The sequence below is a fragment of the Pseudomonas sp. P2S-1 genome, assembly GCF_057197725.1.
This window is the reverse complement of sequence record NZ_CM170068.1, coordinates 820,354-847,290: the sequence shown is the minus strand read 5'-3', so window position 1 is coordinate 847,290 and position 26,937 is coordinate 820,354. Positions and strand designations below refer to the sequence as shown.

At 55.5% G+C, this 26,937-nt stretch carries 24 protein-coding genes and 1 pseudogene; 10 read left to right on the top strand and 15 right to left on the bottom strand.

Going from position 1 to position 26,937, the window contains the following annotated elements:
- Nucleotides 1-42 precede the first annotated feature (42 nt).
- Together AC2CQI_RS03960 and AC2CQI_RS03955 are read left to right on the top strand one after the other, a co-directional pair.
- On the top strand, nt 43-807 hold the full coding sequence (locus AC2CQI_RS03960) for a HEPN domain-containing protein (RefSeq protein WP_484579249.1): 765 nt from the start codon (nt 43-45) through the stop codon (nt 805-807).
- 262 nt (nt 808-1,069) lie between these two features.
- Nucleotides 1,070-1,926 (top strand): IS5 family transposase gene (locus AC2CQI_RS03955; protein WP_484579248.1). Its coding sequence is split into 2 segments (ribosomal slippage): nt 1,070-1,424 and nt 1,424-1,926, totalling 858 coding nucleotides; the frame shifts between segments, so codons are not numbered across the junction.
- Nucleotides 1,927-2,312: 386 nt separating this feature from the next.
- Here the strand turns inward: AC2CQI_RS03955 and AC2CQI_RS03950 are convergent.
- From AC2CQI_RS03950 to AC2CQI_RS03930, 5 genes and pseudogenes are all read right to left on the bottom strand, one after another.
- Nucleotides 2,313-3,248: a hypothetical protein gene (locus tag AC2CQI_RS03950; protein ID WP_484579247.1), complete on the bottom strand. Its 936-nt coding sequence runs from the start codon at nt 3,246-3,248 to the stop codon at nt 2,313-2,315.
- On the bottom strand, nt 3,248-4,636 hold the full coding sequence (locus tag AC2CQI_RS03945) for an AAA family ATPase (protein WP_484579246.1): 1,389 nt from the start codon (nt 4,634-4,636) through the stop codon (nt 3,248-3,250). The genes AC2CQI_RS03950 and AC2CQI_RS03945 overlap by 1 nt, the downstream gene beginning before the upstream one ends.
- Before the next feature lie 745 nt (nt 4,637-5,381).
- Nucleotides 5,382-5,819 carry a hypothetical protein gene (locus tag AC2CQI_RS03940; RefSeq protein WP_484579245.1) on the bottom strand — a complete coding sequence of 146 codons (438 nt, stop codon included), beginning with the start codon at nt 5,817-5,819 and terminating at the stop codon, nt 5,382-5,384.
- 50 nt (nt 5,820-5,869) lie between these two features.
- Nucleotides 5,870-6,363: pseudogene (locus AC2CQI_RS03935) on the bottom strand (IS5 family transposase); the annotation flags it as partial.
- Nucleotides 6,364-6,487: 124 nt separating this feature from the next.
- Nucleotides 6,488-7,381 (bottom strand): LysR family transcriptional regulator, encoded by an 894-nt coding sequence (locus AC2CQI_RS03930; protein ID WP_484579244.1) that lies wholly within the window; start codon nt 7,379-7,381, stop codon nt 6,488-6,490.
- A 94-nt stretch (nt 7,382-7,475) separates the two neighbouring features.
- Here AC2CQI_RS03930 and AC2CQI_RS03925 point away from each other — a divergent pair, with 94 nt between their 5' ends.
- A complete protein-coding gene (locus tag AC2CQI_RS03925; protein ID WP_484579243.1) occupies nt 7,476-8,642 on the top strand; it encodes an MFS transporter in 1,167 nt (388 codons plus the stop codon).
- Between the two features lie 270 nt (nt 8,643-8,912).
- On the opposite strand, the gene AC2CQI_RS03920 is transcribed toward AC2CQI_RS03925, so the two are convergent.
- The 3 genes from AC2CQI_RS03920 to AC2CQI_RS03910 form a co-directional block, all read right to left on the bottom strand.
- On the bottom strand, nt 8,913-9,821 hold the full coding sequence (locus tag AC2CQI_RS03920) for an AraC family transcriptional regulator (RefSeq protein ID WP_484580579.1): 909 nt from the start codon (nt 9,819-9,821) through the stop codon (nt 8,913-8,915).
- Between the two features lie 52 nt (nt 9,822-9,873).
- Nucleotides 9,874-10,707: an oxidoreductase gene (locus AC2CQI_RS03915; protein WP_484579242.1), complete on the bottom strand. Its 834-nt coding sequence runs from the start codon at nt 10,705-10,707 to the stop codon at nt 9,874-9,876.
- 94 nt (nt 10,708-10,801) lie between these two features.
- Nucleotides 10,802-11,287, bottom strand: coding sequence for a hypothetical protein (locus tag AC2CQI_RS03910; protein ID WP_484579241.1), 486 nt, complete (start codon nt 11,285-11,287; stop codon nt 10,802-10,804).
- A 111-nt stretch (nt 11,288-11,398) separates the two neighbouring features.
- Between AC2CQI_RS03910 and AC2CQI_RS03905 the strand changes: the two genes are divergently transcribed.
- The 3 genes from AC2CQI_RS03905 (at nt 11,399) to AC2CQI_RS03895 (ending at nt 14,134) form a co-directional block, all read left to right on the top strand.
- Complete coding sequence (locus AC2CQI_RS03905) at nt 11,399-12,310, top strand: AraC family transcriptional regulator (protein ID WP_484579240.1); 912 nt, start codon at nt 11,399-11,401, stop codon at nt 12,308-12,310.
- A gap of 133 nt (nt 12,311-12,443) precedes the next feature.
- Nucleotides 12,444-12,935, top strand: a complete 492-nt coding sequence (locus AC2CQI_RS03900) for a tetratricopeptide repeat protein (protein ID WP_484579239.1) — start codon at nt 12,444-12,446, stop codon at nt 12,933-12,935.
- 311 nt (nt 12,936-13,246) lie between these two features.
- Nucleotides 13,247-14,134 (top strand): alpha/beta hydrolase, encoded by an 888-nt coding sequence (locus tag AC2CQI_RS03895; protein ID WP_484579238.1) that lies wholly within the window; start codon nt 13,247-13,249, stop codon nt 14,132-14,134.
- 641 nt (nt 14,135-14,775) lie between these two features.
- Here AC2CQI_RS03895 and AC2CQI_RS03890 read toward each other — a convergent pair.
- The 5 genes from AC2CQI_RS03890 to AC2CQI_RS03870 all read right to left on the bottom strand — a co-directional run bounded on the left by AC2CQI_RS03890 (nt 14,776) and on the right by AC2CQI_RS03870 (nt 19,100).
- A complete protein-coding gene (locus tag AC2CQI_RS03890; RefSeq protein WP_484579237.1) occupies nt 14,776-15,750 on the bottom strand; it encodes a 5-oxoprolinase subunit C family protein in 975 nt (324 codons plus the stop codon).
- The gene (locus AC2CQI_RS03885; protein WP_075805304.1) at nt 15,747-16,619 is read right to left on the bottom strand and encodes a 5-oxoprolinase subunit B family protein; all 873 of its coding nucleotides are present in this window, start codon (nt 16,617-16,619) and stop codon (nt 15,747-15,749) included. The genes AC2CQI_RS03890 and AC2CQI_RS03885 overlap by 4 nt, the downstream gene beginning before the upstream one ends.
- The gene (locus tag AC2CQI_RS03880; protein WP_484580578.1) at nt 16,616-17,989 is read right to left on the bottom strand and encodes an acetyl-CoA carboxylase biotin carboxylase subunit; all 1,374 of its coding nucleotides are present in this window, start codon (nt 17,987-17,989) and stop codon (nt 16,616-16,618) included. Before AC2CQI_RS03880 ends, AC2CQI_RS03885 begins: the two co-directional genes overlap by 4 nt.
- Before the next feature lie 10 nt (nt 17,990-17,999).
- Nucleotides 18,000-18,245, bottom strand: a complete 246-nt coding sequence (locus AC2CQI_RS03875) for an acetyl-CoA carboxylase (RefSeq protein WP_484579236.1) — start codon at nt 18,243-18,245, stop codon at nt 18,000-18,002.
- A gap of 96 nt (nt 18,246-18,341) precedes the next feature.
- A complete protein-coding gene (locus tag AC2CQI_RS03870) occupies nt 18,342-19,100 on the bottom strand; it encodes a 5-oxoprolinase subunit PxpA (protein ID WP_075805306.1) in 759 nt (252 codons plus the stop codon).
- 125 nt (nt 19,101-19,225) lie between these two features.
- On the opposite strand from AC2CQI_RS03870, the gene AC2CQI_RS03865 reads away from it, so the two are divergent.
- A complete protein-coding gene (locus AC2CQI_RS03865) occupies nt 19,226-20,143 on the top strand; it encodes a LysR family transcriptional regulator (protein ID WP_484579235.1) in 918 nt (305 codons plus the stop codon).
- Between the two features lie 11 nt (nt 20,144-20,154).
- Here AC2CQI_RS03865 and AC2CQI_RS03860 read toward each other — a convergent pair whose 3' ends face one another.
- Nucleotides 20,155-20,601 (bottom strand): Lrp/AsnC family transcriptional regulator, encoded by a 447-nt coding sequence (locus AC2CQI_RS03860; protein ID WP_484579234.1) that lies wholly within the window; start codon nt 20,599-20,601, stop codon nt 20,155-20,157.
- 113 nt (nt 20,602-20,714) lie between these two features.
- Between AC2CQI_RS03860 and AC2CQI_RS03855 the strand changes: the two genes are divergently transcribed.
- Complete coding sequence (locus AC2CQI_RS03855) at nt 20,715-21,356, top strand: LysE family translocator (protein ID WP_484579233.1); 642 nt, start codon at nt 20,715-20,717, stop codon at nt 21,354-21,356.
- Nucleotides 21,357-21,483: 127 nt separating this feature from the next.
- Nucleotides 21,484-22,125, top strand: a complete 642-nt coding sequence (locus AC2CQI_RS03850; protein ID WP_484579232.1) for a hypothetical protein — start codon at nt 21,484-21,486, stop codon at nt 22,123-22,125.
- Between the two features lie 141 nt (nt 22,126-22,266).
- Here AC2CQI_RS03850 and AC2CQI_RS03845 read toward each other — a convergent pair whose 3' ends face one another.
- Nucleotides 22,267-25,095 (bottom strand): HD domain-containing protein, encoded by a 2,829-nt coding sequence (locus tag AC2CQI_RS03845; protein WP_484579231.1) that lies wholly within the window; start codon nt 25,093-25,095, stop codon nt 22,267-22,269.
- A 929-nt stretch (nt 25,096-26,024) separates the two neighbouring features.
- Here AC2CQI_RS03845 and AC2CQI_RS03840 point away from each other — a divergent pair.
- Nucleotides 26,025-26,342 carry a DUF3077 domain-containing protein gene (locus AC2CQI_RS03840; RefSeq protein WP_484579230.1) on the top strand — a complete coding sequence of 106 codons (318 nt, stop codon included), beginning with the start codon at nt 26,025-26,027 and terminating at the stop codon, nt 26,340-26,342.
- Nucleotides 26,343-26,937 lie beyond the last annotated feature (595 nt).

The window sequence follows — 26,937 nt, the reverse complement described above, 5'->3', positions numbered from 1 at the left end:
GTTACCAATTACACCAATGCCTAACTCAGAAAGTACCACACTATGATCTCAAATTCAAAATCTTTTTCTGTCTTAAAAAAGCAAATTCAATCTACTATTGATTTTTCCGTGCTGTGTTGTCATGCGGTGCCATCTCTAAATGCCTACATCAAAGCAGTTGAGCATAGCAAAGCGCCGAAGCTTCCTGACGCCGATCACTTCAAAGGCAACCCAAATTTTGACCAGCTAAGAGGCTACATACCGGAGTACCGTAAGAATCTTGGTAAATTGATGTTCATAAACTCATTCAGTTATTTTGAAGCATACTTCAAATCTCTGATATCCGAAATTATTGACTTTCACGGCGGCCACGACGATTTTGTACAGAAATCTCTAATGCGGCAGCGCGATCATTTGTTGTTTGCCGATAGGGAACCTGCAAAAAGTTCCGCAAACAAACTTCGGGAATACTCAAAGCCCAGCCACAAGCAAAAATATGACAAGCACACGACAAAACTTAACCATACAGACTTTCGTTTTCCGTCAGAATTATTTGCAACCTTCGGGATCATGGAGCTCAGCAGCAACTATAGGGATCTAAAAGCCTCACAAATCCCATATGTAGCCAAGTGGTGCTTCGGCGTTGAATTAACTGAAGCCGAGCTAGAACAATTCTCTACCTATAGAATATTACGCAACAATGTGGCACATGGAAAAACAATGACCGTAGAATTCAATGAGGCGAACGCTGCAAACAGATTCCTTAGAAGTTTCGCCTTGAAAATCGACATGCATGTAGCGAAGCACTTTTTTGTTATTGAATCCTAAAACCGCCGACAAATGCACTTTCAGTGATACGACACTGCTCACTCGACTCACCGCGACTTTTGAGAGGCCTGAGCACCTCTCTAACTTGATCTTTAAAAAATCAATGAAAACCAGTAAATATATTTATCTTAGCGTTATAAAATCTTAAAATCCTTAGCCTTGCCACTAGGTTCTGTCTGAAATTGAGCGAAACCGAACTTCAGTGCCGCGAACGCTGAGATTTTTGTAAGGTTTTCAGCCATCTATGGAAAGGAATCCAGTGATGGCTAAGCGCTACGAACTTTCGGATGAAGCATGGAATCTGGTCGCAGATCTGTTCACCTCAACCCACACCAGAGGCAGGCCGCGATCAAGTGATCGCCTGATGCTCAATGGCGTGCTGTGGCTGCTGCGCTCCGGTGCTCCCTGGCGCGACATGCCCGAGTGCTTTGGCCCTTGGCGAACGGTTTATCACCGCTTCCGGCTTTGGCGAAACCGGGGAACCTTCGAGCAGATGCTCAAGCGATTGCATCTGAAACTTAATGATCAAGGGCTCATCGACCTGCAAACCTGGATAATCGATTCAACTGCTGTTCGGGCCACCCGCGCCTCATCAGGTGCAGGTAAAAAAGGGGGCTTGATGAACCCGCAGATCACGCTTTAGGCCGCAGTCGAGGTGGGCTCACCACCAAGATTCATATGCTCTGCGACGCTAACGGCGTGCCTTTGCGCTTCCTGCTTTCTGGCGGTCAAGCCAGCGATATCAGCTACGCAGAGCCATTGCTGGACGATGTCTGCATCCCGACGAGCAAGCGCGGCCGACCTCGCAAGCGCTGCCGCTGGCTTCTGGCCGACAAGGGCTACGATGCTGATGCACTACGCCGTTACTGTGACCGGTATCGAATGCAGCCGGTCATTCCTCTGCGTGCGATGAAGCGCAAACCCAAGCCTGGGTTACCCCGCCTGTTTGATCGCCTCAAATACCGCCAACGGAATGTGATTGAGCGTATGTTCGGCTGGCTGAAAGAGAACCGCCGAATCGTGACTCGCTTCGACAAGCTCGCAAAAAGTTATGGCGCGATGGTCTCGCTGGCTTGTGTCATGCGGTGTCTGCGACACCTGTTTTCAGACAGAACCTAGCAACAAAACGGGGACATATTTATTTTCAAGCATAATTAAGAAATTAAATTTGTCCCGTTTTTTTCGTCTCGTCTTTTCCCAACGACCGTCTGGCGGGCCCAAGATCTGCCATGCGTGTATATCTGAATAAATACAATCAACTGGATATAGAGTAAAAACCGCAGGTACATACCGTTCGTGCTGGGCGGTTTAAGTATTGTTGTGCTTTAGGAACCAATGACCACTACCGAACCAAAGCTACCCCTCATAGAGGGCAGCTTTCGGCTAGAAACAGTCACTCGCTCCTTACCTTTATATTCTGAAGGAACATCGGTAGGTCGAGTTTCCGCCATCAGTTATCCGCTGAGTAAATAAAGCCTGTTACTGGACGCCTGGTCTCGCATACATCACACGGCAGAAATGACCGACTCGACCAGCGGGCTTGGATAAAATGTTCGACCCTCCGATACCTTTTTAATCCAAGCTTCAGATAGTGCTGAAGACACATTCACCTCTGCGACATTATTAAATAAATTCGCATCGTATCTGGCTGCTTCGTCATCCTCATCTTTTCCTGCGTGATACAAACTTGCCGAATACAACCGCTGGAATATCAGTACCGCAGTGTGCCCCCGACACAATCGAGCACAAATTTCACTATCTGTATTTTCTACTACGGACAGGAATTGCTCGTATCGCTCAACAAAAGCCTCTGTAAATTCATTTTGCATCGGCTCACGACGAAGCCCGAGATCGACACAACTGCCATTCAATGAGATGCCTTCCCACTTGACGATATTAGAAGGGTAATTTGCGCAGTTTAACTCTCTAGCCGCGAGAGTTATAGCGGCAATTTTCTTTATTGCGTCATCAAAGATTTCGCAAAAAATCTTCAATGCAGCGGATTTGCTTCCAGAACCGCTGAGATATCGAAACCCTTCACTAAGCATGAAAGGGCTCAAAAAATAATTTTCAATTGAGTGCCCCATCGTCCAAGATAGATTCCCATCGACCTCATGAGACTCACAATGATCTACGATCTCTTGGTCGATAACAAAATTTCTAAACTCACGATCGCAAAGAAAGAACAACTTCCGATGGCTCTTCTCGATCTTGCATAAAAAATGAATCCTTTCTATTTTTGCCCGATTATTGTTACGCGTTTCGCGACACTCGCCTGATATATCTATAGCAATATCAACTTTCAGCTTAACCTTCGGAGCCAATACCTTCATAAGATTCAAAATATGTCCCCTATCGTCCTTCCCTTCCACCAAGACCCTTATTTTTGAGCTCATCCTCGACATAGCAATGTATTCGGAAATATCATATTTTAGCTCCATCAGAGGATCTCCTCATCATCATCCGCATCAGGTTGGGACGATAGGGATGCAGAAAGCACAGGTACAACTTCTATCATATAGTCCCGATAGTCTGAGGCAATCGAAGGAGAATGAGTACACACAATAATTTGACGCTCTCCCAACTGCGCCATCATTTTTCCTAACAGCTCCTCCTGCCAGTCGATATGAAGAGACAACTCCGGCTCATCAATGAGCACAAGTGTATCGCTACTCATCTTTGTTACCGCATAAAGCATAGTTAATAACTGGCGCTCGCCAGAGGACATCACCCTAATGGTACTCCAGGCACCATCCTTAAACTTTAATCCAATTTTTGGAATCCTTCGCGTGGAATCCGGAACATAGTGAAGTTCTTTATGCTCCAAAAAAGCATTTACAGCATCGAAATACTTATCAATTTTAGCAAAAATAGTCGCCTGAAAATCCCTTCGTTCTTTCAGTGCATTTCGATAAACAGTTAATGCACCTGTGGCAGAGCTAGCAAGCTCTTTCGACTCTCGACTTTTCCCCACTAAATTCTGTAGCTGGACGTAGGTTTGCGAAGGCCCCTCTAAATTCGCCAGTTTATTAAGTGCCGTTTCAGTCGTGAGTTCGGAAATCTCTTCGAGCAGCCTTTCTGCCTCCTGTGCAGTTCCCTCTTCATCACTAAGAATTGCCGAAAACACTTTCACGAAAGAATCCGAAAAAACGGAGCTTTCATATCTTGCAATCTTTAAGTGCGCATCTCTAATTTCTTCGCGTAAATTATTTTCAATGCTTAGTGGTGACGGATAATTTATAACGGGCAGGAACTCGCCGAACAGATTTCTAGCAAATGCAGTTATTTTCTGAGCAGGGAGTGCGTGAGCCCCGTTTCGGCTATACCGCCTAGCCTCCTCCTCAAACTGACTGGACCAAGCCTCGAGCATAGTCCGAAACGCAGGGAAGTAGGATGCCTTTATTCTAGGAATACCTGTTTTTTCGATGAATACAGCCAGGCGTGCTTGCAGCTCACTTACATATTCTTTGCTGGAGTATCTTTCATCATTCGATTGAGCGATACTCTTAAGAGCCTCCTCGTAATAAAACGTAAAGCCGGGATCAAACAAAGTCTTTAGGTTTTTTATTCGAAAGGTGCTTCCATTTTCATTTCGAGAGATCTGTATCGATAAATCGCTAGAATAATCAATCGTGACGGTCTTGAACTCTAGATATACAAATCTAAAAAAATCGCAATTAGCCACGTTAGCCAATATATGTATAAGCGTTGATTTGCCAGTACCATTCTGCCCATGCAAAACATTCAAACTATTATGAAAGCTCAGCTTGAGATCATATCGCTGATGAATCCCTTCTAACTCTATTCGCTTGATTGTTACAGTACTCATTCAACCCATCCCATGGAAGAAAAATGCGTGCGAAAAATTATTTGCCATCAATCCCTGCGATACTATCGACAGTGAAGCGCACAATCAATATTTGGAAAATACGTATTTATTATCACCTTGGCATATTGAGTTGACATAGGGAAAAGTGGCTCCATAAACCCTAGCATTCATAGAATGAGACAACTATTCTGCCAGCTGATTTGTCGTCGACTTTCAAAACTTTGGCATCGGAACATCACTTTTGCTCTTCTTTGATTGCGATGTTTTCGTCTTTGTACCGCCGATGATAAGGTCGTCTCTTTCTGCCTCTAGTCCATGACATCAAAAGAAGGCACCCCATAGTCTTCGGTATCATTATAAATAGTTGGGTATAGTTGATTGTTGCGCATTTCAAATGCCGGAAGTCCGTAGGAGTTTATTTCGTTATAGACTGTTGGATATAATGCACCCCCGCGTATCTCATAGGCAGGCAAGCCGTACGTATTGAGGTTATTGTAAGCCGTTGGGTAAACTTGACCTCCACGAATTTCATAGGCAGGCAGTCCGTACGAGCAGGTTTTACAATACACCGTAGGGTGAAGAGTACTCATAATTTTCTCCGCAAATTAATTGTCTGCCCTAGAGCTCGCCTAAGACTTTATGAGCGAGTGCGCGGACATTCTAGGTATCTATTACTAAGCAGATTCTAATTTCACTGCTGATCCTTTATGCTCTGACATGGGCGTTTTCGACGTATTGACCCGCATCACTCGTTCCTAAAAGCGGATGTTTCTCTAGCTTGCAGATCGGCGAAGCCGTAGGGGTGATGGTCAGCCGACTGGCTTTGAGTCAAGAAAAAGCTCACATCGTAAGTTAGAGGTGTACCCATGGTCATAGGAACAATGAATGCCGCCTGATCCTTACCTTGAGCGGTAATTCTTGTCTTGGGTGGATAGAATGACGGAGTAGCTTTAATTCCAACTACATTCGGTGTAACGCAGAACAGAGGCGCGTCTGCTGGAGCCTTGTTGCTTGGTTTGGAGATACTAATAGACTCTAGGCTATACCTGCCTTGTTGGGTTTTGACGATGGAAACCCCTTCACGTTCCGGCTGATAAGGTTTCATTTCCATGGCTGCACAGCCAGCGAGGATGTCGTAATACCGCAAATACGCAAGATTGAGGAGAAAATCATGAAGGTCCATCTCCAGCTCCGAGAAGCTCGAAAGTATCAAATTGCCAGCTGCCGGGTCTACTAGGTTCTGTCTGAAAACAGGTGTCGCAGGCATCGCATGAGACAAGCCAGCGAGACCATCGCGCCATAAATTTTGCGAGCTTGTCGAAGCGAGTCACGATTCGGCGGTTCTCTTTCAGCCAGCTGAACATACGCTCGATCACATTCCGTTAGCGGTATTTGGGGCGATCAAACAGGCGTGGCAACCCAGGCTTGGGTTTGCGCTTCATCGCGCGCAAAGGAATAACTGGTTGCATGCGATATCGGTCACAGTAGCGTCGCAGTGCATTAGCATCGTAGCCCGTGTCGGCCAGAAGCCAGCGGCAGTGTTTGCGACGCCGACCGCGTTTGCTAGTCGGGATACAGACATCATCCACCAATGGCTCTGCGTAACTGATATCGCTGGCTTGACCGCCAGAGAGCAGGAAGCGCAAAGGCACGCCGTTGGCGTCGCAGAGCATATGAATCTTGGTGGTGAGACCGCCCCGACTGCGGCCTAAAGCGTGATCTGCGGGTAATTTCTACCCACCTGTGAAGAGCAGCTATTGGCCGCTTGCTGTCCTTCTTGAAGGGCGCCTATGGGTCGAAAGCAGCCTCTCACCCCGCCTCTGATGATGTGTAACTAGCCAACGCCCTCCCCTACATCCGATGATGCCCCACCAAAAAATCCACAAACAACCGCACCCGCGCCGGCATCGCCGGCCCCCCCGCAAAAACCGCATGAATCGGCTCCCGGTCCCCCGGATTCCACGCGTCCAACAGCGATACAAGATCCCCCCGTCGCAAGTCCTCGCTAACAGTGAACTCCCCGATCCGCGCAATGCCCGCACCGACCCGCGCGAATTGGGCCAGCGCTTCACCACTGCTGCACTCGATATTGCCGCTGACATTGAGAGAGAACTCCTTACCCTCGCGCGCAAACGGCCAGTTGGGCTCGGCCCGCCGAAAGTTGAAGCGCAGGCAGTTGTGCCGTAGCAGGTCTTCCGGTTCCTGAGGGGTGCCGTGGCGCTGCAGGTACACGGGCGATGCCACCACCACCTGGCCAGTGTCGCCGATCCTCCGCGCGCTCAGCGGGCTATCAGGCAGGTAACCAAAACGTATAGCCACATCAGCCTGCCCGCCAAGAATGTCGACCACTTCATCGCCCAAGGTGAGGTCGACGACGATGTTCGGGTACTGCTCGCTGAAGGCCGCAACCAGGGGAACGATGGACAGACGCCCATGGCCAAGGGCAGCGCTGACCCGCAATCGCCCCCTGGGTACGCCCTGGTCGGCAATGGCTTCCTCGACCTCATCCATGTCGGCCAGGATGCGCCGGGCGCCGCGCAGAAATGCCTCCCCCTCGGCGGTGAAGGTGATCGCCCGCGTGGTGCGCAACAGCAGCCGGGTACCCAGGCGCTGTTCGGCACGGGCGATGATTCGACTCACCGCCGAGGGCGTGAGCCCCAACGCACGCGCGGCGGCCGACAGGCTGCCTTCCTGCGCCACGGTGGCGAACACGAACATTTCACCCGATCTGCCGTTGAAGTCCATTTGTGCCTCTTGCGCAAAGGTGATTACCAAAAATGCCATCTACCGCCTTGTAACTCCGGATCGTAGCATTGGCAGCATAGATAAGGAGCCTTTCATGCGTATCAATCCACCCCTTGTTGCACTCGCCATAGGTGCCTTTGGCATCGGCGTGACCGAGTTCGCCCCCATGGGCATGTTGCCGGGCATCGCTGCGGACCTCGGCGTTTCGATTCCCGCCGCGGGCCTGCTGGTCAGTGCCTACGCCCTGGGCGTACTGCTTGGCGCGCCACTGATGACCCTGACCACCGGCAGGATTCCCCGGCGCTATCTGCTGATCGGCCTCATGGCGATTTTCACCCTGGGTAACCTGATGTCCGCGCTGGCGACCGACTACTACAGCCTGATGATTGCCAGGGTGGTGACCTCGCTGAACCACGGCGCATTCTTTGGCGTCGGCTCCATCGTCGCCGCCAGCGTGGTGGCCCCTGAAAAACGTGCTGGCGCGGTAGCGGCCATGTTCATGGGCCTCACCCTCGCAACAATTGGCGGTGTGCCACTGGCCGCCTGGTTTGGCGAGCTGTTCGGGTGGCGCACTGCCTTCTGGGGCATTACAGGCCTCGGCGTGGTGACCATGGCCGCGTTGTGGTTCGCCCTGCCTGACCTCAAGGCGCCGGCGAGTGGCGGTGTCATGGCCGAAATCCGGGTACTGGGCCGTGCCCCGGTGCTGGCCGCGCTGGCCCTGACCGTTGTCGGCTCGGGCGCCATGTTCACCGTCTTCACCTACATCGCACCGATCCTCAGCAACGAGACCCACGCCTCCCCCGCCTTCATCACCGCCATGCTGGTGCTGTTCGGCGTAGGGCTGACACTGGGCAACATGTGGGGCGGCAAAGCCGCCGACCGCTCGATCGACCGCACCCTGATCATCTCGCTGAGTGTGCTCATCCTGGTGCTGCTGGCGTTCACCGTACTGATGCGCTGGCCGCTGCCGGCCGCCATAGCCATCCTGATCTGGGGTATTGCCAGCTTCGCCCTGGTGCCGCCGCTGCAGATGCGTGTCATGGAAGCCGCCAAGGACGCGCCTAACCTCGCCTCGGCGGTGAACATTGGTGCGTTCAACTTTGGCAACGCGATTGGCGCGGCTCTGGGTGGCGCGGTGATCAATGCGGGGCTGGGTTTCCCGGCGATTTCCTTGGCGGGGGCGGCAATGGCCGGGTTGGGGTTGTTGATGGTGTTGGGGTTTGCGTGGCGGTCGAGGGCGTCGGAGGCGGTGGCGGTTTGAGGAAAATTGGGGCTGCTTTGCAGCCCTTCGCGAGCAAGCTCGCTCCCACAGGATTGCGCACACTTTGTGGGAGCGAGCTTGCTCGCGAAGGGCCGCAACGCGGCCCCAAAACCTGCTACACCAGAGCATCTGGAGCTCTGAGGTCAAGCAGGCGCTGAATCCAGAAAACCATTCACCAGCCAGTTCGTGCTGGATGGTTCTGGGACCGCTTTGCGGCCCTTCGCGGGCAAGCCACGCTCCTACCTGACTCGCGCTAGATACCCATGCTCATCAATGCGACGACACAAATGGCGACACCGCCTTCGGCGCAGGCAACGCATAAGCTCTTTTCATCCACGCAACCTCCGCCAACGGCGTACGCCCAAACAGCCGCTTGAAATCACGACTGAATTGCGAAGCACTTTCATACCCCACCAGAAACGCCGATTTGGCGGCCGTCAAATCGTTACGCAACATCAGCAACCGCGCCTGATGCAGCCGGGTCGACTTGAGGTATTGCATCGGCGAACTGTCGGTCACCTTGCGAAAATGCAGGTGAAAATTGGGCACGCTCATCTGCGCCTCCCGGGCCAGGGTTTCCACGTCCAGCGGCTCGTGATAGCAGCGGTGAATCCGGTGAATGGCCCGCGTCACCTTGCCGAACTGGCCCTGCTGGGCCATGGCCGCACGCAGCGTGCCGCCTTGTTCGCCGCTGAGGATGCGGTAGTAGAGCTCGCGCAGCAGGGCCGGACCGAGGATCTGCGCATCGCTGCTGTCACTCATCACTTCAAGAAAACGCAGGGTCGACTGCCGCAGTGGCTCGTCCATCGGCGAGGCGTACATGCCCATCGGCTCGGCCGTTGAGAATCCGCGCACCTCGTCCACCTGCTGGATCAGCTCGCCAGCCAGGGTGAAGTCCAGGCGCAGGTACACCGCCAGCATCGGCTCGGCTTCACTGGCATCGGTCTCCATGGTGAAGGGCACCGGGACCGATACCACCAGATAATGCTGCGCGTCGTAGACGTAGACATCGTCCCCCAGGTAGCCGCGTTTCCGACCCTGGCAGAGGATGACGATGCCGGGCTCATAGAGCACCGGCGTGCGCGTGAGAGGACGGTTGGAGCGCAGAAAACGCACATCGTCCAGGGGACTGAGGTTGTAACCCTCCAGCGGTGCCAACTGGCTCATCAACTGCACCATGCGCGCGCGGGTCGGGTCTTTGCTGTTAGCCACTGCTCTCCCTCTCTACAGCTCAGCCATCGGTTGAACGGCTGAGCGCCTGCCATTGCTCAATACTCTCGGCCGTGCGCTGCAGTTTGTCACGCACCAGGGCCAGGGCATCGCTACCCAGCAGCAGGTGCGCCGGCGGGTTGGGGCTGGCGATCAGCGTCAGCATGGCGCGGGCGGCTTTCTGCGGGTCGCCCAATTGATTGCCGCTTTTTTCCTCGCGGGCCTTGCGCACCGGGTCGAAAGTGGCGTCGTAATCGCTGATGCTGCGCGGCGTGCGCTGCATCGAGCGGCCGGCCCAGTCGGTGCGAAACGAGCCCGGCGCCACGGCGGTCACGAAGATATTGAACGGCGCCAGCTCCTGGCTCAGGGTGTCGGAGATGCCTTCCAGGGCAAATTTGCTGCCGCAGTAATAGGCGATGCCCGGCATGGTGATATGCCCGCCCATGGAGGTGATATTGACGATGTGCCCCGCCCGCCGCTGGCGGAAATACGGGACAAAGGCCTTGGTCACCGCCACCGCGCCAAACACATTCACCTCGAACTGCCGACGCATCTCCTCCAGCGACGACTCTTCAAACACGCCTTCATGGCCATAGCCGGCGTTATTCACCAGCACATCCACCGGACCGTACTGAGCCTCCACCGCCGCAACCAACGGGTCGATGGCCTCGAAGTCGGTCACATCGAGCACCACCCCGTGGGCCCGCTCCGCTACCAATGCTTCGAAGGTCGCCCGTGCGGACTCACTGCGAACCGTACCGATCACCCGATGCCCGTCCGCCAACGCTTCCTGGGCCAGAGCCTGGCCGAAGCCGCTGCTGACACCGGTGATAAACAGGGTTTTGACTGCATTCATGGTTCGCGCTCCTGAACAGATAGGGTGCGGCCATGCTAGGACGATGGGTGCTCAGGCACTATGCCGGATCGGATCACAACCTTGCCTGTTCCTATCAATTCGCCCGCGCACCCTGCCTGCGCAAATACACCACCTGCGCCGTAACACCGAGCACCAGGGCCAGCAACAGACCAAGCTGGGTGCCGACCAGCAGCGGCGCCTGCAGGTCCGTGACAATGGGATGGCCATCCGGCACACGACGCAACACTTCAGAAACGGTGGGCAACATCAGCAGGAACGCGGTCACGCTGAGCAGGATGGTTTCCAGATACACGCCAGCTCGTCCCAGCACGCGGATGCGTCCAACGCCATAGCCGGCCAGCAATATGATCAATGTAAGCAGCGCAATCGCATTACTCACTGGCTGCCTGGCAATCATGAACACCGAGCCAGCCCCCATCAGCATGAATCCCAGGTACGCCAGGCCAGCCCTGGAGCGGGGAACGATACGGCCATGGCGCGCGAACATGTAGGCGGCCAGCGGAATGGCCGGCAGGCTACCCAGCGTATGGACCCAGCCAAGGGCAGAGATTCCGAACATGGAGAACTTCCTTCTGATTGGATGAACGGCATAGTTTGTCGCGCTTCTGAATACGCACGACGGTGGGCTATGCTCGAGGCTCCAATCTGATCGGAACGCGGCCAGTCCTACATGACCGATTCACCGGAACACTTGACCATTCTTCCGGAAATGCAGCTGGAAGGTTTCGCCAGCGGCGACCTGCTGTCCCAGGTGCTCGCGCAGATGCGCCTGACCGGCGACCGCGTCTACTCCGCTACCGTCGAACCCGGCGAGCGCTTGATGCTCGACTGCAACAGTGCACACGTCTGCATGCTGCAAGCCGGCCAGTTGCGGATTCAGCGCAACGAGCACCCCGCCACGCTGATTGAACCTGGCGATGTCTTCCTCCTGCCCCACACCTTGGACGACCTGAGCCTCAGCGCCGGCGACAGCCCCACCACGGTCGCGGTCTGCCGCTTCTGGTTCGATGCCGGCAGCTTCCGCGCGATGTTGTTCGCCCTGCCCTGGCTGATTCATATCCGGCAGGCCGATGCGGCGCCGTGGTCCGAAGGGCTTTTGCATTTCATGCTGCTGGAAGCCCACGACGTACAGCCGGGCGGTGCCTTGATGGTGTCGCGGTTGATTGACCTCGCGGTGATTCGCGTTCTGCGCACCTGGGTGCAGCAAGGCGCGGCGTCCGGTTGGCTGGGTGGTTTGTCCGATGCGCGCATCGCCCGGGTGCTCAGGGCGATTCACGAACAGCCCCGTCAACAGTGGCGCATCGAGGCGCTGGCGAAGTTGGCGGGGATGTCACGCTCCAGTTTCTGCGAGCGTTTCAGTGCTCTGGTCGGACGAGCGCCACTGCGCTATCAGAACGAATGGCGGCTCACCCTGGCCAAGACAATGTTGGCCACGCAGACCAGCCGTATCGGCGATGTGGGTTTTGCCGTGGGTTATGAATCCGAGGCGGCGTTTAGTCGTGCCTATAAGGCGTTTTTTGGTCGCTCTCCCAGAGAGGATCACAGCAGCCGTGGCGTAGGAGGTACATTTGGGGTGGTTTAAATCGCTCTCTGGGACGGCGCTCCGCTGCTTTTAACCGAACGTTATGTAAATAAGGGAATGTATGCGTTTAGTTTTAGTTATTCTCCTCTTTCTGCTTCCAAGCCTTTCGTCAGCAGACACTGAGCTTGACAACATGATCGAAAGCTACGAATTACAAAAAAGCGGTGATTATCTAAATAACCAAGAGCTAGCTTCTTTGAGCCACGAAATTGGCATACGTCTTTTGGCGAATAAAAAATACGGTTCCGCCATCACTTACTTCAAAACCGCATTGGAGATCGCCCAAAATATTGACATAAACGACCCCTACCTCGGAGGACGCTGGACATATTTAGGCCAGGCATACACGTTCGATGGCCAGATAAATAATGGCCTTCAGTCACTCCAGCGCGCCCTTCAGATAGATGAGCAGCACTACCCTAGCGGGCACCTGTATATTGGAATTTCACACGGAAATTTAGGCTGGGCTTTAATTCGCTCTCGAAACTACCGGATGGCAAATGAGCATTTAAAAATAGCTTGCGCGATTTTTTCGACAGAACTTGGCGAAAACCACCCCCAAACTTTAGACTGCGACAAGAAGATGAGCGTTACTCTCAAGCACCTGAACAGCAAGCAACAGTAGAGGTACACGAGTACAAACAAGCATCGACCGCCACAAGATTGATGATTTGCTTTACGAGTACTGCAAGGCCGCTTCTAGCCACACGTTATTGCTGGCTCGCAAAAGGCAGCTTTCGACCCAGAGGTGCCGGTCGCGACAACCAGCTGACGGCCAAGACCGGACGTTCGACTGGGTTCACCAGGGCTGCTTGGACGCCCCGAAAAAGCGAATAACAGCGTCATAAAAATGTGCTTGTACGCAGCACTCAGTCCAGCGCTGAATTCCTGCCCAAGCCCGCAGTCTTAAAACCACACCGCCACAGAGAACCAACCATGATCCGGATAGCCTTGCGCCTATGTGTCGTCGGGGGGCTGTTGGGCCTGTTGCTGGGCTGTTCACCTCTGAAGGTTCTGAACCTCCTCACCCCGGAAGACACCTTCACCAAGGCATCTGACCTGAAGTACGGCAACGACCCGAGGAACCGGCTGGATGTCTACACGCCGGCCAATCTCGCAGCCGCCGCACCAGTGGTGGTGTTCTTTTATGGCGGCAGCTGGAACAGCGGATCACGCAGTGACTACAGCTTTGTCGGCGAGGCACTGGCCGCACGAGGTATCGTCGCGGTGATCGCCGATTATCGGCTTTATCCGCAGGTGCACTATCAGGGTTTTCTGGAAGACAGTGCACGAGCGGTGGGCTGGACCCGTGAACACATCCGCCAATACGGCGGCGATCCAGCGCGACTCTATGTGATGGGCCATAGCGCCGGCGGCTACAACGCAGCGATGGTTGCGCTAGACCCCAAATGGCTGTCCGCGATGAACATGAAGCCTTCGATGCTCAGCGGCTGGATCGGTCTGGCCGGGCCGTACGACTTCCTGCCCATCGAGAATCCGGAGGTGAAACCGGTTTTCTTCTTCCCGAATTCACCACCCGACTCCCAGCCGATCAACCACGTCAGCGCCACGTCGCCCCCTGCTCTGTTGATAGCCGCGAAGGACGACACACTGGTCAACCCCGAGCGCAACACCGGGGGCATGGCCCGGCGTTTGCGGGAACTGGGTGTGCCCGTGCGCGAGCTGTATTTCTCCAGGCCGGGCCATGGGACGTTGATTGCAGCATTCGCCTGCCCTATGCGATGGCTGGCGCCGGTGCTGGATGAGGTGGTGGCGTTCGTTCATGGGCGAGATCCGGCATCGGGAATCTCTCATGACAGATGAAGCGATTCGGCGCTGACGAATGACGCTGGCAGACCCCGTCAGAGGTTGAACCGCGGGCAGCCGCCCCCGCACCGAAGTGCGGCGTTGGTTTGCCTTATGACTTGAAGCATGGGTATCTACGCATCTTTTGAGGTGAGAAGGCCCGTCAGTAGATCGCATCAGGGCTGACAGGTGCTTGGCACGACTTCTCTAGCGCCCTTTAGATCGAGCGCCGCCCGCGCGGCGCATCGCTGTGTATGACGATGTTCTTGCAGCGCCCTCAAGATCGAGCGCCGTCCGCACGGCGCATCGCTGGCAAGCCAGCTCCCACATTTGTTGCAACGTACCTATGCCTGACAGGCCATAGTGATCGCCTTGTTAGTACGACGCGATACCGCGTCGTACCCAACAGCCTCCCCGCTATATATCGCCGGACATCCAAAGGCTGGCAGCGGAGATCTCACAGGCCATGGCGCGTTGCAACAAATGTGGGAGCTGCGGTTCGGCGGTCCGACTTGCCAGCGATGCGCCGCGCGGGCGGCGCTCGATCTGGAGAACGCTGGAGATCCATCGGCATGCGCCTGGCGGCCATCATGCGATCTCTCGACAAGCGCCCCGGGGTCATCACTGATCTTCGGAAAAGATGTGTAGATACCCCTAGATCAGGAAGGGAACAGCGTGCTTAGGCAGCCGAGCTTCTTCTTGTAGGAACGCCGGGCTTGCAGCGCCTCGTCCAGTGTCACAGCGATAAAGCGCGCCTTCTGGTTAGGTTGCATCTGGCCGATCAGGTCGAGGTCGGCGCTGATCACCGTGCCGATCATCGCGTAGCCGCCGCCAGACACCGCATCGCGGTGCAGCACGATGGGCTCGAGCCCGGCCGGCACCTGGATCGAGCCGATCGGGTAGCAGCTGTCGACGATGTTCGACGGATCGGAGCCGGCGCCGAACGGCTGCTCGCGCGGCTGGAAGCTCAGCGGGCTGCCACCTTTGAAGCGATAGCCGATGCGATCCGCCTCCGAACCGACGGTCCAGGCTTCGGCAAAGAAGCTGTCCGCCGCCGCCGCAGTCAACCGCTCGTAGTACAGCCCCGGCACCACCCGCAGGACGATCTCCCCGCCCAGCGACTGACGCAACGCCATCGGCAGGCTCGCCCCGACACGCCCCTTGCCGCTGGCGACGCCTACCGGCAGTTCATCTCCAGCCGCCAGCCGGCGCCCCTGAAAACCACCCAGCGCCCCCAGTGCGTAGGTGGACCGACTGCCGAGCACCAGCGGCACATCGATACCGCCGGCCACTGCCAGATACGCCCGCGCCCCGGCCTTGGGGAAATCGAAGCGCAGCACTTGCCCGGCCTTCACCTCGAAGGCGGTGTCCTGGTGCATGTCCACGCCATCGACCTTCGGGGTCATCTGAGCGCCACAGACCGCCACCAGCGCATCCTCCTGGAACTCCAGCTCCGGCCCGAGCAACGTGCACTCCAGCGCCGCCGAATTGGCCGGATTGCCGACCAGCTGGTTGGCGGCGCTCAGGGCGTACTGGTCCAGCGCCCCGGAAGGCGGGATGCCCAGGTGGTAGTAGCCTTCGCGGCCGAGGTCCTGCACCGAGGTGGCCAGGCCGGGTTTGAGTACCTTGATCATGCCAGCACCTCTTGCAGCGACTTGGGATAACCGACCGGGTCGGCAAGGAACGCATCGAGCGAGAACTCCACCGCACGGATGCGCAGGTCGAAGCGCCCGGCTTCGACCTCGGCGACAGCGTGGTCATAGGCTTCGCGGTCCATCGGCTTGAACTGCACGATGTCGCCGGGACGGAAGAACACCATGTGTTCCTTCAGGTACGCCAGGTGCTGCTGCGGGTCGTAGATCGGCGCCGGGGTGACGCCGAACATCTGGTAGCCACCGGCGCCACGCACCGAGTAGATGCAACCGAAGCAGCCGCCATGGCCCAGGGTCAATTTCGGTGTGTCGGTACGCGGCCGCAGGTACTTGGGCACCTGCAACTGGCGTTCGCGCTCGACCATCTGGAACATGAACGGCAGGCCCGCGACGAAGCCCACCATCGACACGAACCACGGCGCGCCACTGTGGGCGGCGATGAACGCCTCGACGTCGGCCAGGCCGTTGATGCGCGCGGCGTACTCCAGGTCCGTGGCGCTCGGGTCCTGGTGGCGGTCGCGAAAGCGCATCAGGGTTTCGTGGGTCCAGGGATCGTTGTAGAGCACCGGAATCTCGATGATCCGCGTGTGCAGGGTGCGCTCGGCCACGGCTTCGGCCTCGGCGCCCTTCACCGCTTCAAGCAGATCGGCCGGCGCGATGCGATCCGGATCGAAACGGATCTGGAACGAGGCGTTGGCCAGGCACACGTCGAGCACGCCATCGAGGGCCAGACGCTCCACCGCACGGGTCACCGCCATGCCCTTGAAGAAGGCTTCAAGGGACATGCTGTCGCTGACCTCGGCAAACAGATGTTCGTCGGCGCCAAAGCTGTAGCGAATCGGACTGCTCATGCTTCACCTCCGCTGCGGCGCTCGGCCAGCCAGGTTTCCAGGGTGCCGGTGTGGAAGTCGGCGCTGTGCAACCAGGGTTGCTCCAGCAGTTCGCCGTGCAAGGCCAGGGTGCTGGCCATGCCGCTGAGCGTGGTCTGCTCGACCGCCAGTTGCGCACGGGCCAAGGCTTCGCTGCGATCACGGCCATGGACGATCAGCTTGGCCAGCAGCGAGTCATAGTACGGCGGCACGCGGTAGCCTTCATACAGATGGCTGTCGACCCGCACGCCCTCGCCTTGCGGCCAGTTCAGCGCTTGCACGAGCCCCGGGCTGGGGAAGAAATCCCGCGCCGGGTCTTCGGCATTCAGGCGCATCTGCAGGGCGGCGCCGTTGAGCCTGATATCGCTTTGCTTGAGCCCCAGTGGCTCGCCGCCCGCAATACGCAACATGGCCTGGACCAGATCGATGCCGGTGATCAGCTCGCTGACCGGATGTTCTACCTGGATCCGCGTGTTCATTTCGATGAAGAAAAACTCGCCGGTGGCGTCGTCGTACAGGTACTCAAGGGTGCCGGCGCCCTGATAGCCCAGCGCCTCGGTCAGGCGCACGGCACTCGCACACAGGGCCTCGCGCTGTTGCGCATCGAGGACCGGCGACGGCGCCTCTTCGAAGATCTTCTGTCGACGGCGTTGCAGCGAACACTCGCGCTCGAACAGGTGCACCGCCTGCTTGCCGTCGCCCAGCACCTGCACTTCGATGTGCCGGGCCTTGCCGATGAAGCGCTCCAGATACACCGCGCCATTGCCGAAGGCGGCCTGGGCTTCGCGCTGGGAGCGGGGGAACTCTTCGCTCAACTGCTGCGGGTTTTCCGCCAGGCGGATGCCGCGTCCACCGCCGCCAGCCGAGGCCTTGATCAACAGCGGGAAGCCGACCGATTCGGCGGCCTTGAGCGCCGCTTGCACATCGAACAGTTCACCGGGGGAGCCGGGCACCACTGGCACGCCCTCGGCTTGCGCGGTGCGCCGGGCTTCGGCCTTGTCGCCCATGCGCCGGATGGTCTCGGGGGACGGTCCGACGAAGATCGCCCCGGCGGCCAGCACCGCCTCGGCGAACTCGGCGTTTTCCGAAAGAAAGCCGTAGCCAGGGTGGACCGCGTCGGCCCCGGTGGCCTTCAGGGCACCGAGCAAGGCCTCGACATTGAGGTAGCTCTTGTCGGCGCGGGCCGGGCCGAGGATATGTACTTCATCGGCCATGCGCGCGGCCTGGGAATCCACGTCTGCTTCGCTGCACGCCGCCACGGTGGGGATGCCCAGCGCTTTTGCGGCACGGATGATGCGCACGGCGATCTCGCCACGGTTGGCGACCAGCAATTTACCAATGCCTTGAGTCATGCTCATGCCCTCACGCGTCTTGAAGTGTGGCGATGACCTGACCCGGCTCCACCGGTTCACCGTCCTCGACCAGGAACGCGTCCAGGCGCCCTGCCGTGCCGGCGGTCAGTTCGGAAAACTGCTTCATGACCTCGACCAGACCGATCACCGTGTCGGCCCTGACTTCGGCACCGGCCTCGACGTAGTTCGGCGAATCCGGGGTGGCCTTGCGGTAGAACGTGCCCGGCAACGGGGTGATGACTGTGTGCTGCGCCATGTCTGTTCCTCTTGGAATAGTTGTAGAAAGGCAGGCAAAAAAAATCGGTGTATCGGGTAAACCCTGGCGTCTGTGTGCCAGGTGTCTTCGCTTGCGTTATCGCGGTGCGCGCACCTTGATCCCCGCGCCATCGAGCGCTGTGCGGGTGGCCTCGACCAGCGCCAGGGCGCCGGGTGTATCGCTGTGCAGACAGATGGAATCGAAGGCGATCGGCAGGTCCTCGCCCTCCACCGTGCGCACCACCCCTTCCTGGCAGGCACGCAGCACCCGCGCCGCGACCTGCGCCGGGTCGTAGCCACGCACATTGCGGGTGAAGACGATGGAGCCGCTAAGGTCGTATTCGCGGTCGGCGTAGAACTCGCGGATCACCGGTTGCCCGAGCTCCGTGGCGATCCGCCAGATCACCGAACCGGGCATGCAATACAGCAGCAGTTCGGGCTCCAGGCGCTGCAGGTTTTCCACCAGCAAACGCGCGGTTTCCTCGTCCCGGGCCAGGTGCATGTACAGCGCACCGTGGGGCTTGATGTGCTGCAGGGCCACGCCTTGAACCCGGGCGAGTTCACGCAGAGCGCCCAACTGATAGAGCATGTCGTCCACCAGCTCCTGGGCCGGTGCATTGATATGGCGGCGACCGAACCCGACCAGGTCGCGAAAGCCCGGATGGGCACCGACGGCCACGCCCAGGCGCTTGGCCTGCTCGACCGTGCGGCGCATGGTGCCGGGGTCGCCGGCATGGAAACCGGTGGCGATGTTGGCCGAACTGATAAAGCCCATCAGCTCATTGTCCACACCGTCGCCGATGGTCCACGGACCGAAGCCTTCGCCCATGTCCGAGTTGAAATCTACTGCCTGCATGACACTTGCTCCTGACGCTTGTGACTTCATGCGGACCACGTTAGATTCCGGCCACCCCCTTGGGAAGATCTATTATCAGAGGGTGTATCTTCTGAAAAACAGATACCCCGTCATATGGAGTCTGCATGTCACTGACCTTGCGCCAGGTTCGCTATTTCGTCGCCACGGCGGAGATCGGGCAGATATCCCAGGCGGCGATTCATCTGAATATTTCCCAGTCCGCGGTGACCACCGCGATCAAGGAGCTGGAGGGCCTGCTCGGCGCGCTGCTGTTCCAGCGCTCGGCCCAGGGCATGAGCCTGACCGATGCCGGGCGGCATTTTCTCAACCGGGCCTACGTGATCCTGCGCAGCGTCGACGACGCCCTCAACAGCCCGCTGCCGGATGTTCGCGCCAACGGCCTGTTGCGCGTCGCGGCCAGCTACACGGTGATCGGCTACTTCCTGCCGCACCACCTGCAACGCCTGGAGCACTGGTACCCGGATGTGACCATCGACGTGCACGAACGGGAGCGCCAGGCCATCGAGCAAGGCTTGCTGGAAAGCGAATTCGACATGGCGGTGGTGCTCACCTCGAACCTCACCCACCCGGACATCGTCTCGGAAACCCTGTTCAACTCCGAACGCCGGCTATGGCTGCCCAGCCACCACCCGCTGTGCGAACGCTCGGCGGTGAGCCTGGCCGATGTCACCCGCGAGCCGTTCATCCTGCTGACCGTCGACGAAGCCGAACAAAGCGCCATGCGCTACTGGGAACATGCCCACCAGCAGCCCAACGTGCGGGTCCGCACCAGCTCGGTGGAAGCGGTGCGCAGCATGGTGGCCAACGGCAGCGGCGTGGCGATCCTCTCCGACCTGGTGCACCGGCCGTGGTCGCTGGAGGGCAAGCGCATCGAAACCGTGACCATCACCGACAAGGTCACCCCCATGAGCGTCGGCCTTGCCTGGCATCGCGAGCGGGAATTCACGCCGGCGATGCATGCGTTCCGCAATTACTTCCACGACGCGTTCCTGGCGCCGCAGCAGCTTTCTGCTCGGCGCTGAGGGCACAACGGTCAGTCCGGTCGAACGGGGCGTTCAAGCGCTCTTGAAGGTATTGGGGTGGACATCACGATTGAGGTTCGCGTTTCTCCGTAGAGGTTGATCTTTTCGATCAGCCGCTCGAGGTCGCCCATGCTGGCGGCGACTATGCGGAAGATGTAGGAGTCGGCTCCGGTGATGTGGTGGCATTCCAGGACTTCCGGGATCGACTGCAGGAGCTTGAGGAATTTGGCTTTGGCAGGCTGGGGGACGGTCATGGCCAGCATTGCGCTGACCTGGTAGCCCGCCGCCACTGGGTTGATGCGGGCTGCGTAGCCCTCGATTACACCCTCCTCCTCCAGGCGCTTGACGCGTTCGGTGACGGCTGGCACCGAGAGATGCACATGGCGGGCAAGCTCGGTGTAGGTCATACGGCCGTTGCCTTGGAGGCGTCCGAGGATTTTCCAGTCGATATCGTCCATATGCCTTAGTTCCTTAGGTAAAGCTTGAATATTCCTTGGAAAACGCATTCTGCGCAATCGGGCGGCCATCTACCATTTTCCCGACACCAAATGGGTATTATCGGGAGAGGGTTATGTTGTTCGCTAAATCGCTTGTTATTGGGTTTTCAATTGCTGCACCTGTGGGGCCGATTGGGTTGCTCTGTGTTCAGCGCTGCCTGAAGCGGGGGTTTCGCTCGGGGCTGGCGACGGGGCTTGGGGCTGCTAGTGCGGATACGGTTTATGGGTTTCTGGGGGCGGTTGGGGTTACCGGGGTTGCCGCTGCTGCGCCTTCGTTGGCGGTGTTTCTCAAGGTGGTTGGGGGGGCGTTTCTGGTGTGGCTGGCGTGGAGCATTGCGCGGGATGCCTTGAAGCCCAAGCAGGCGGCGGAGGTGGCAGCAACGGCGGCGGTTACCCGTGATTTTTTGACGGCCTTTGGTTTAACGCTGTCCAACCCGATGACCATATTGGCGTTCATTGCCATCTTTGCTGCGCTGGATCCATTGTCCGCTGGGCAACAGTTGGAAGGCAGGGAACTGTGGTTTGCCACGCTGCCGATGCTTGCCGGGGTGTTTTTGGGGTCTGCTGCGTGGTGGGTGTGTTTGAGTGGGGTTACGGCGGTGTTGCGCAAGAGGATTTCTGTTTCGTTGATGCGGGGGATCTCTGGGGTTTCTGCTGTGGTTATTGGGACCTTTGGTTTGGTCCAGGTTTTCGCAGGGTTGCGCGACATCTTCTAGCCGACGCGGTCCGGGTAGGAGCTGGCTTGCCTGCGATGGACCGCAAGGCGGTCCCAAAACCTGCCACACCGAACTGTCTGGATTGATGCGATCTACCAAGCGCCTGTCGCACTCCAGCAACCTAAGCATGTTCAAATCCCGCCCAAGCCACCGCGTCATTGAAGACAATATCCAGCCTCGGGAACTTGTAATGAAAGGACTCCTCAACCTGCTCGCCCTAGCGTCGCTGCTGTCAGCCAGCGGTCTCTCACAGGCAACCACACCCACCCCTGATCAGGACGCCCTCGCCCAGGACATTCTCGCCAATCTCGAACTCAATACATTCCCGAACTCACTGCGCCCAATGAACTTCCCGGACGGCACGACACTCGGTCAGACGCCCCACCATATCGTCGAAAAAGTCCAGACGGAACAAACCACCTGGCGTGCCGTGGACGATGAAAGAAGCTGGATGTATGCGGTCACCATCATCAAATCGGGGTCCGAGGGCGTCACGATCTGTTTTCAGGGATCGCAGCTTTGTGGGCAGCTATCGGGCTACTGCGCCGTTGGTGGTGAAGAGGAGCGCCAATGGGCATTATCTGGTGGTAGAGGAATTGTCGGATCAGCCGGGGTGTCCGCAGACCAAGGGTTAAAAGAGGATCAGTTGTTCACCGCCCTAGGAGCTGACTTACCTGTGATAGAACGCTCAAAAGCTTTCGGAGTCCGCAGAAGAACTGAAACAGCGAAAATAGAAAAAAGAACGGACTTATTTCCACCAGGAAAATAAATCTGTGCGAATTTTTCTGTTCCAGTTTTCCCAACAGAGCATGAAAGAGCCGTTTTACCCCCTAAAGGCTCTAGGCTGCATTCCCACGCAACGCATGGGAATGAACAACTTCCTAAGTTAGTGCCTGGCGAATCAGCAAAGCTAAATACTTACTTCCAAAATATTATCGGGAGTTAATATACTCGGAAGCTTTAGCTCTTTCCAAACCTCATAAAACGACGATTCCACCCCGCTCAGGTCTGGAAGCTTAAGCAATCCAAACATAAAGCAGTTGAGATCTGCTCCGTTTTCCAGCAAGCGCAAAATATCTGCTGGAATTTCCTCTTGAGGTAAGTTAGTGATAGACACCCAGTCGTCACCAACATCTTTTGTAGCTAAGTTTTTGGTTAGTTCCTCAGTCTCCGAGTCTGCGAGCTTGGCGAAATCGTACTTACTTAAAAAAATCCATCCAGTACATTTAACACCTTCAGTGGAACCCAAATTTTTTGCGCGAACATAGTGCGATTCCAAGCGAGCAACATTGAGCAGATTTATCGCGCGCCGGACAGAATCGCCCTGCTTTTCCATTTCGAAGGCGGATATATACCCATAGCTCTCTTCCGATATAACCTGGGGGGACTTATAAAACAAGCCTCGCCGTAGGGATTGCTTTGTGAAATCAACTATGGTGTATCCACACTTGCTTAAATCAAACCCCTTAAATAGAGGTGTAGCAGTGTTGTTTTTGAATAGATAGCCAGAACTTCTAAATAAAAAATTCTGACTTGGCTTGATGGATTTTTTATCTATTTTTTTATGCCTCTTAAAATAGGACTTTAACTCAGATACGCTATTGCATATATGCTTCCTTATCATATCAAGCGATATTTTATTTATTGCGTAATATTCATCACCCAAAAATCCATTCCTCTGGAGATTTAGGGGGAGAACGGCATCATTGTCAATATACAAAATTTCATAAGAATGGCTGTGATGCTCTAATATTGCGCCATCAAGAGTTATTTTTGGGGAGCTTATTGTTGGTATAACGACGCCATTACAGAATATGTGAGGATGCTCAGCATGTCTCCAGAATGATGAGACAGAGCTACCTGTACTCACGAAATTCCAATCATTTGCAATAGACTCTTTTCTTATAAGGTAGCTGTTCGGGAGACTCTCTTCGATTTGCTCATCACTAATTATTTTAAACTCAAGCTGTGGTGTATCTAGGTAATACCAACGCCATTCATCTGCCTTGGAAGGTGTGAGATAACGAGAGAACTTCCTTTCGTGAATCTCATGCTTGGTGTATCTTTTTATTACTTTAATAGCATGGTCATTCAATGATATCTTTATGGTTGTTCCTATTTCTTGCTTAGGACGGTATTGAAGTTGGATATTCTGACTAGAAGGGGAGATTTCGAATTTTAGTGCTCGACTTTCTTCTTGATTGTATCTTCTGGTATGGACCTGAATTTTATCGCCGAGCAGGAACCCCGCTAGAACTCCAATACCAAATCTGCCAGTTCTGGGAACTAAAGAGCTGTCGCCCTTTTGAAAAGTATCCTGCCAGTTTTTAGAGTAGCGATATGAAGAGCCTATTTTGAGAAAGTACTCAGAAATTATCTCTATATCCATACCCGTCCCCTGATCCTCAATGGATAGCTCGGCAGCCGGTATATCTATTTTTATACTTATGCTGTGCGGGACCTTGCTATGTATTGGGTTTTCACCGGTCTCATGCGCAAGTCTTTCGTTACACGCATCTACGGCGTTTTGAATTAGCTCTCTCAGCCCAACAAGTGGCTCATCACCATATAGCGGCTTGGTCAATAACGGATAAAGTCGCTCATCATTTGTTTTGAATCCTAATAGGATCGGATGAAATTCTTTATAGTGCCTCTCCACGTAGTCGATAGGATCATCTATAGATGAACGTATTCTCCTCAATGCGATACCGAGCGAACTTTTTTCACCATAACGGCTGTACAACTCGCCCATTGCAGCCCAAAAACCATCAAGTTCACGCTGTAAGCCCTGAGTAAGTTTCATAATTCCGTTCAGGGTTACAGCATCCTCTGGACTGGCATCTATAAAAAGCAATTCACTATCATTATGATAATGATGGGTATTCAGTATTGCTATTTGCTTCTTCCATTCCATTATCGACACGGGGCTACAAAAAGCTCGAATCTGGAAGCACGACTTAGGGGTGCGTTTATTTTCGAATTGAATATAGTCCGATATTCTCAACACGCCCATAATAAAAGCTAGATGGGTATTTTTAGGAAACCGGGCATTATCGGCACCGAGTAAATCTATTGCTTGCCGAAGGGATATGTTATGGCTTCTTGCGGCGAACCCCGCGAGTTCGTTTAAGTTGATAAGTTGCTTGTCGAATAAATTGAATGGACCGTTTGCTGTCGGAAGCCCGTGCAGAGCAATAACCTGAGCGATTCTAGCATGGTGCTTCCTTAAAAACTCTCCTACGATGACAAACTGCTTCTCTGAAAGTTCTTTCTTTAAATTTGGAAACTGAACTACCGAGTCATCCGAAAAGAAATTATACCAGTCCTTCTCTGTGTATTTAGATACTTCCCCCTCAAAAGATGCCCACTCCTCGGAAAAAGACTTTTCGATCCTATAACCAAATAAGCTACTACTATAAAGATCATTACCAAGCAGCTCTATCATCCCCGCCTTATCAATGTGCATTGCGCAGTCATGTAGCAGAATCGATGATGTAAGAACATAAATATCTTCTGGAGTGACTAGCTTCAAAGCCTCTTGGGTAATGAGCTTTTCCGCTGTATTAAGTACACTCTGCACATGGGCAATACCATGATCTGTGTACTCCGGAAAAAAAGTCAAACGATTTTCATATAGCCACTCAGAAAACTTAGATAGTAGTATTTTTATAGACCCGCTCAGCTTTTGATTTACTTCAATCACCGAATTGAATTTTTCTGGAAGCGTTATTTCAAACATATCATTTCCACTGTGAATTTATGAGAGATTATTTAGCTTTTACAACAGAACAGTAAAAACTCAACAGACACAGTCCCTTCTTACTGCCGAAAATAAGATTTTGAAATTAAGAGCCACCGTCCAATTGGGCTAGAACCCAAGCTAATCATATATTCCCTTATTATTGAGACTATTACTCGCGGGGCGCGAGAGCCATGGCCCATAGCCACTACAGCTTTCGACCTTAGCCAATACTGGGCGGTTTGCGCAAGCTATCCATGCAATGGACCGATGCCGAAGGGATAAAAAGGGGAACCAGAGCGCATACCAGCCATACGGGAGGTTTCGTTGATCTCAGACATCGAGGGCGTCATCCCAGGCCGCGTAGTGGACGTATTACCATCTTGGATCAATCCGTGACCACCTGCTCATCGACCGCTTTTGACCGACATCTATCTGTTCCGACCGGCTACAGGTCGCCATCGAAAGCTAATGAGAAGGCTTAGCCAGCTCCGAAGATCTTATCGACTAAAGATCGTGGTGGTCGGATTGAGGACTTGATACAGCAAGCCCATAGCTCTCTATTTTCAACCCCGAGACGTATAAAGCTACGAATCTTCAGCCACCTCCGCCTTTCACGTAGGCAATTTCCCAATCATACTTCCACCCCGCTTTCACCCATTGCGCCCCATGGAGCCGACACCTACCCTCCCCCGGTCGCTGCCAAATCAGCGATCAGGTTTGGTCGCCTGTCGGTACTAAGGCGCGTAAGCGCCGTTCCAATTCTGTTGGCGCTGTGATGTGTTCGCTGCCTGTTTTATGGCGGCTGTGCGCAGGGCGCCTTCGGGTGCGCCGGGTTGCCTTGGTCCCCGGTCGACCAGCCTGTGCACAGTCGCCACCCATCGTCTGGTCGCGTGCGTGGTGACTCCGATTGATTAAGGAGTTTTGCCATGAAGAAAATCGTTCCTGATCCGCCTGCCCTGCCCCAACGCCCCACCACCGCCCACACCCATTTCGGCTCCTGCAACAACACCCATCCCCACCTGTTCAGCGTCTGTGCTGGCATCAGCATGGAAGATGCCCTGGCGCATCTGGCCATGACGCTGGTGGCGGCCAGTGAAACCAATTTCCAGGTTTGTGAGTTGGCGGGGACGCGGGTGCGATCGCTGGCCTGGACTACTCAGCATTCGTTGGAGATGTGTCAGGCGTTGGTTGATTCGTTGTTGAGGGGGGAAGGTGGGGGTGGGTTGGAGGGTGGAGGATTCTGATCCGTTCTCGAGTTGCTTGCCGGTTCGACAGGGCTTGCCTTGCCTGAGACACCGGAGTGGATGGTTTTGGGGCCGCTTTGCGGCCCTTCGCGAGCAAGCTCGCTCCCACAGTGATCGCGGTGTGGTTCGATAACTGTTTTCTGCGCGACTGCGCGTGTCAGCCATGAGATCCAGGGTTCCGGGTTTGTCTGGCAGATTCGGGACTCTGGTTTTGTGGCCGCTTTGCGGCCAATCGCGGATGAATCCGCTCCCACATTGATCGGGTTGGTCCGGGACTATCGGGGTCAGTCTTGATGCCTGTGTCTGGGTGAGGCCTGGGTGGCTAGACAGCTGACCAGTGAGGGTGTCTGGTCGGGCCTCATCGCTGCATAGGTATCTACACATCTCTCGTTCGGGCCCGGATGCTGGGCTTGCGCTGGATTTGTAGGAGCGTGGCTTGCCCGCGAAGGGCCGCAGAGCGGCCCCAAAACCTGCCACACCGAATATCTGGGGCGCTGAGGCCAAGCAGGCGCTGAATCCAAAACAGGTTCCCCCACCTAGCTCGTGCTGGATGGTTTTGGGGCCGCTCTGCGGCCCTTCGCGGGCAAGCCACGCT

Excerpts from the sequence above, each read along its gene's own strand:
- AC2CQI_RS03960 (WP_484579249.1), top strand. The coding sequence starts at position 43 with ATGATCTCAAATTCAAAATCTTTTTCTGTCTTAAAAAAGCAAATTCAA.
- AC2CQI_RS03950 (WP_484579247.1), bottom strand. The coding sequence starts at position 3,248 with ATGGAGCTAAAATATGATATTTCCGAATACATTGCTATGTCGAGGATG.
- AC2CQI_RS03945 (WP_484579246.1), bottom strand. The coding sequence starts at position 4,636 with ATGAGTACTGTAACAATCAAGCGAATAGAGTTAGAAGGGATTCATCAG.
- AC2CQI_RS03940 (WP_484579245.1), bottom strand. The coding sequence starts at position 5,819 with ATGGACCTTCATGATTTTCTCCTCAATCTTGCGTATTTGCGGTATTAC.
- AC2CQI_RS03930 (WP_484579244.1), bottom strand. The coding sequence starts at position 7,381 with ATGGACTTCAACGGCAGATCGGGTGAAATGTTCGTGTTCGCCACCGTG.
- AC2CQI_RS03925 (WP_484579243.1), top strand. The coding sequence starts at position 7,476 with ATGCGTATCAATCCACCCCTTGTTGCACTCGCCATAGGTGCCTTTGGC.
- AC2CQI_RS03920 (WP_484580579.1), bottom strand. The coding sequence starts at position 9,821 with ATGGTGCAGTTGATGAGCCAGTTGGCACCGCTGGAGGGTTACAACCTC.
- AC2CQI_RS03915 (WP_484579242.1), bottom strand. The coding sequence starts at position 10,707 with ATGAATGCAGTCAAAACCCTGTTTATCACCGGTGTCAGCAGCGGCTTC.
- AC2CQI_RS03910 (WP_484579241.1), bottom strand. The coding sequence starts at position 11,287 with ATGTTCGGAATCTCTGCCCTTGGCTGGGTCCATACGCTGGGTAGCCTG.
- AC2CQI_RS03905 (WP_484579240.1), top strand. The coding sequence starts at position 11,399 with ATGACCGATTCACCGGAACACTTGACCATTCTTCCGGAAATGCAGCTG.
- AC2CQI_RS03900 (WP_484579239.1), top strand. The coding sequence starts at position 12,444 with ATGATCGAAAGCTACGAATTACAAAAAAGCGGTGATTATCTAAATAAC.
- AC2CQI_RS03895 (WP_484579238.1), top strand. The coding sequence starts at position 13,247 with ATGATCCGGATAGCCTTGCGCCTATGTGTCGTCGGGGGGCTGTTGGGC.
- AC2CQI_RS03890 (WP_484579237.1), bottom strand. The coding sequence starts at position 15,750 with ATGATCAAGGTACTCAAACCCGGCCTGGCCACCTCGGTGCAGGACCTC.
- AC2CQI_RS03885 (WP_075805304.1), bottom strand. The coding sequence starts at position 16,619 with ATGAGCAGTCCGATTCGCTACAGCTTTGGCGCCGACGAACATCTGTTT.
- AC2CQI_RS03880 (WP_484580578.1), bottom strand. The coding sequence starts at position 17,989 with ATGACTCAAGGCATTGGTAAATTGCTGGTCGCCAACCGTGGCGAGATC.
- AC2CQI_RS03875 (WP_484579236.1), bottom strand. The coding sequence starts at position 18,245 with ATGGCGCAGCACACAGTCATCACCCCGTTGCCGGGCACGTTCTACCGC.
- AC2CQI_RS03870 (WP_075805306.1), bottom strand. The coding sequence starts at position 19,100 with ATGCAGGCAGTAGATTTCAACTCGGACATGGGCGAAGGCTTCGGTCCG.
- AC2CQI_RS03865 (WP_484579235.1), top strand. The coding sequence starts at position 19,226 with ATGTCACTGACCTTGCGCCAGGTTCGCTATTTCGTCGCCACGGCGGAG.
- AC2CQI_RS03860 (WP_484579234.1), bottom strand. The coding sequence starts at position 20,601 with ATGGACGATATCGACTGGAAAATCCTCGGACGCCTCCAAGGCAACGGC.
- AC2CQI_RS03855 (WP_484579233.1), top strand. The coding sequence starts at position 20,715 with ATGTTGTTCGCTAAATCGCTTGTTATTGGGTTTTCAATTGCTGCACCT.
- AC2CQI_RS03850 (WP_484579232.1), top strand. The coding sequence starts at position 21,484 with ATGTTCAAATCCCGCCCAAGCCACCGCGTCATTGAAGACAATATCCAG.
- AC2CQI_RS03845 (WP_484579231.1), bottom strand. The coding sequence starts at position 25,095 with ATGTTTGAAATAACGCTTCCAGAAAAATTCAATTCGGTGATTGAAGTA.
- AC2CQI_RS03840 (WP_484579230.1), top strand. The coding sequence starts at position 26,025 with ATGAAGAAAATCGTTCCTGATCCGCCTGCCCTGCCCCAACGCCCCACC.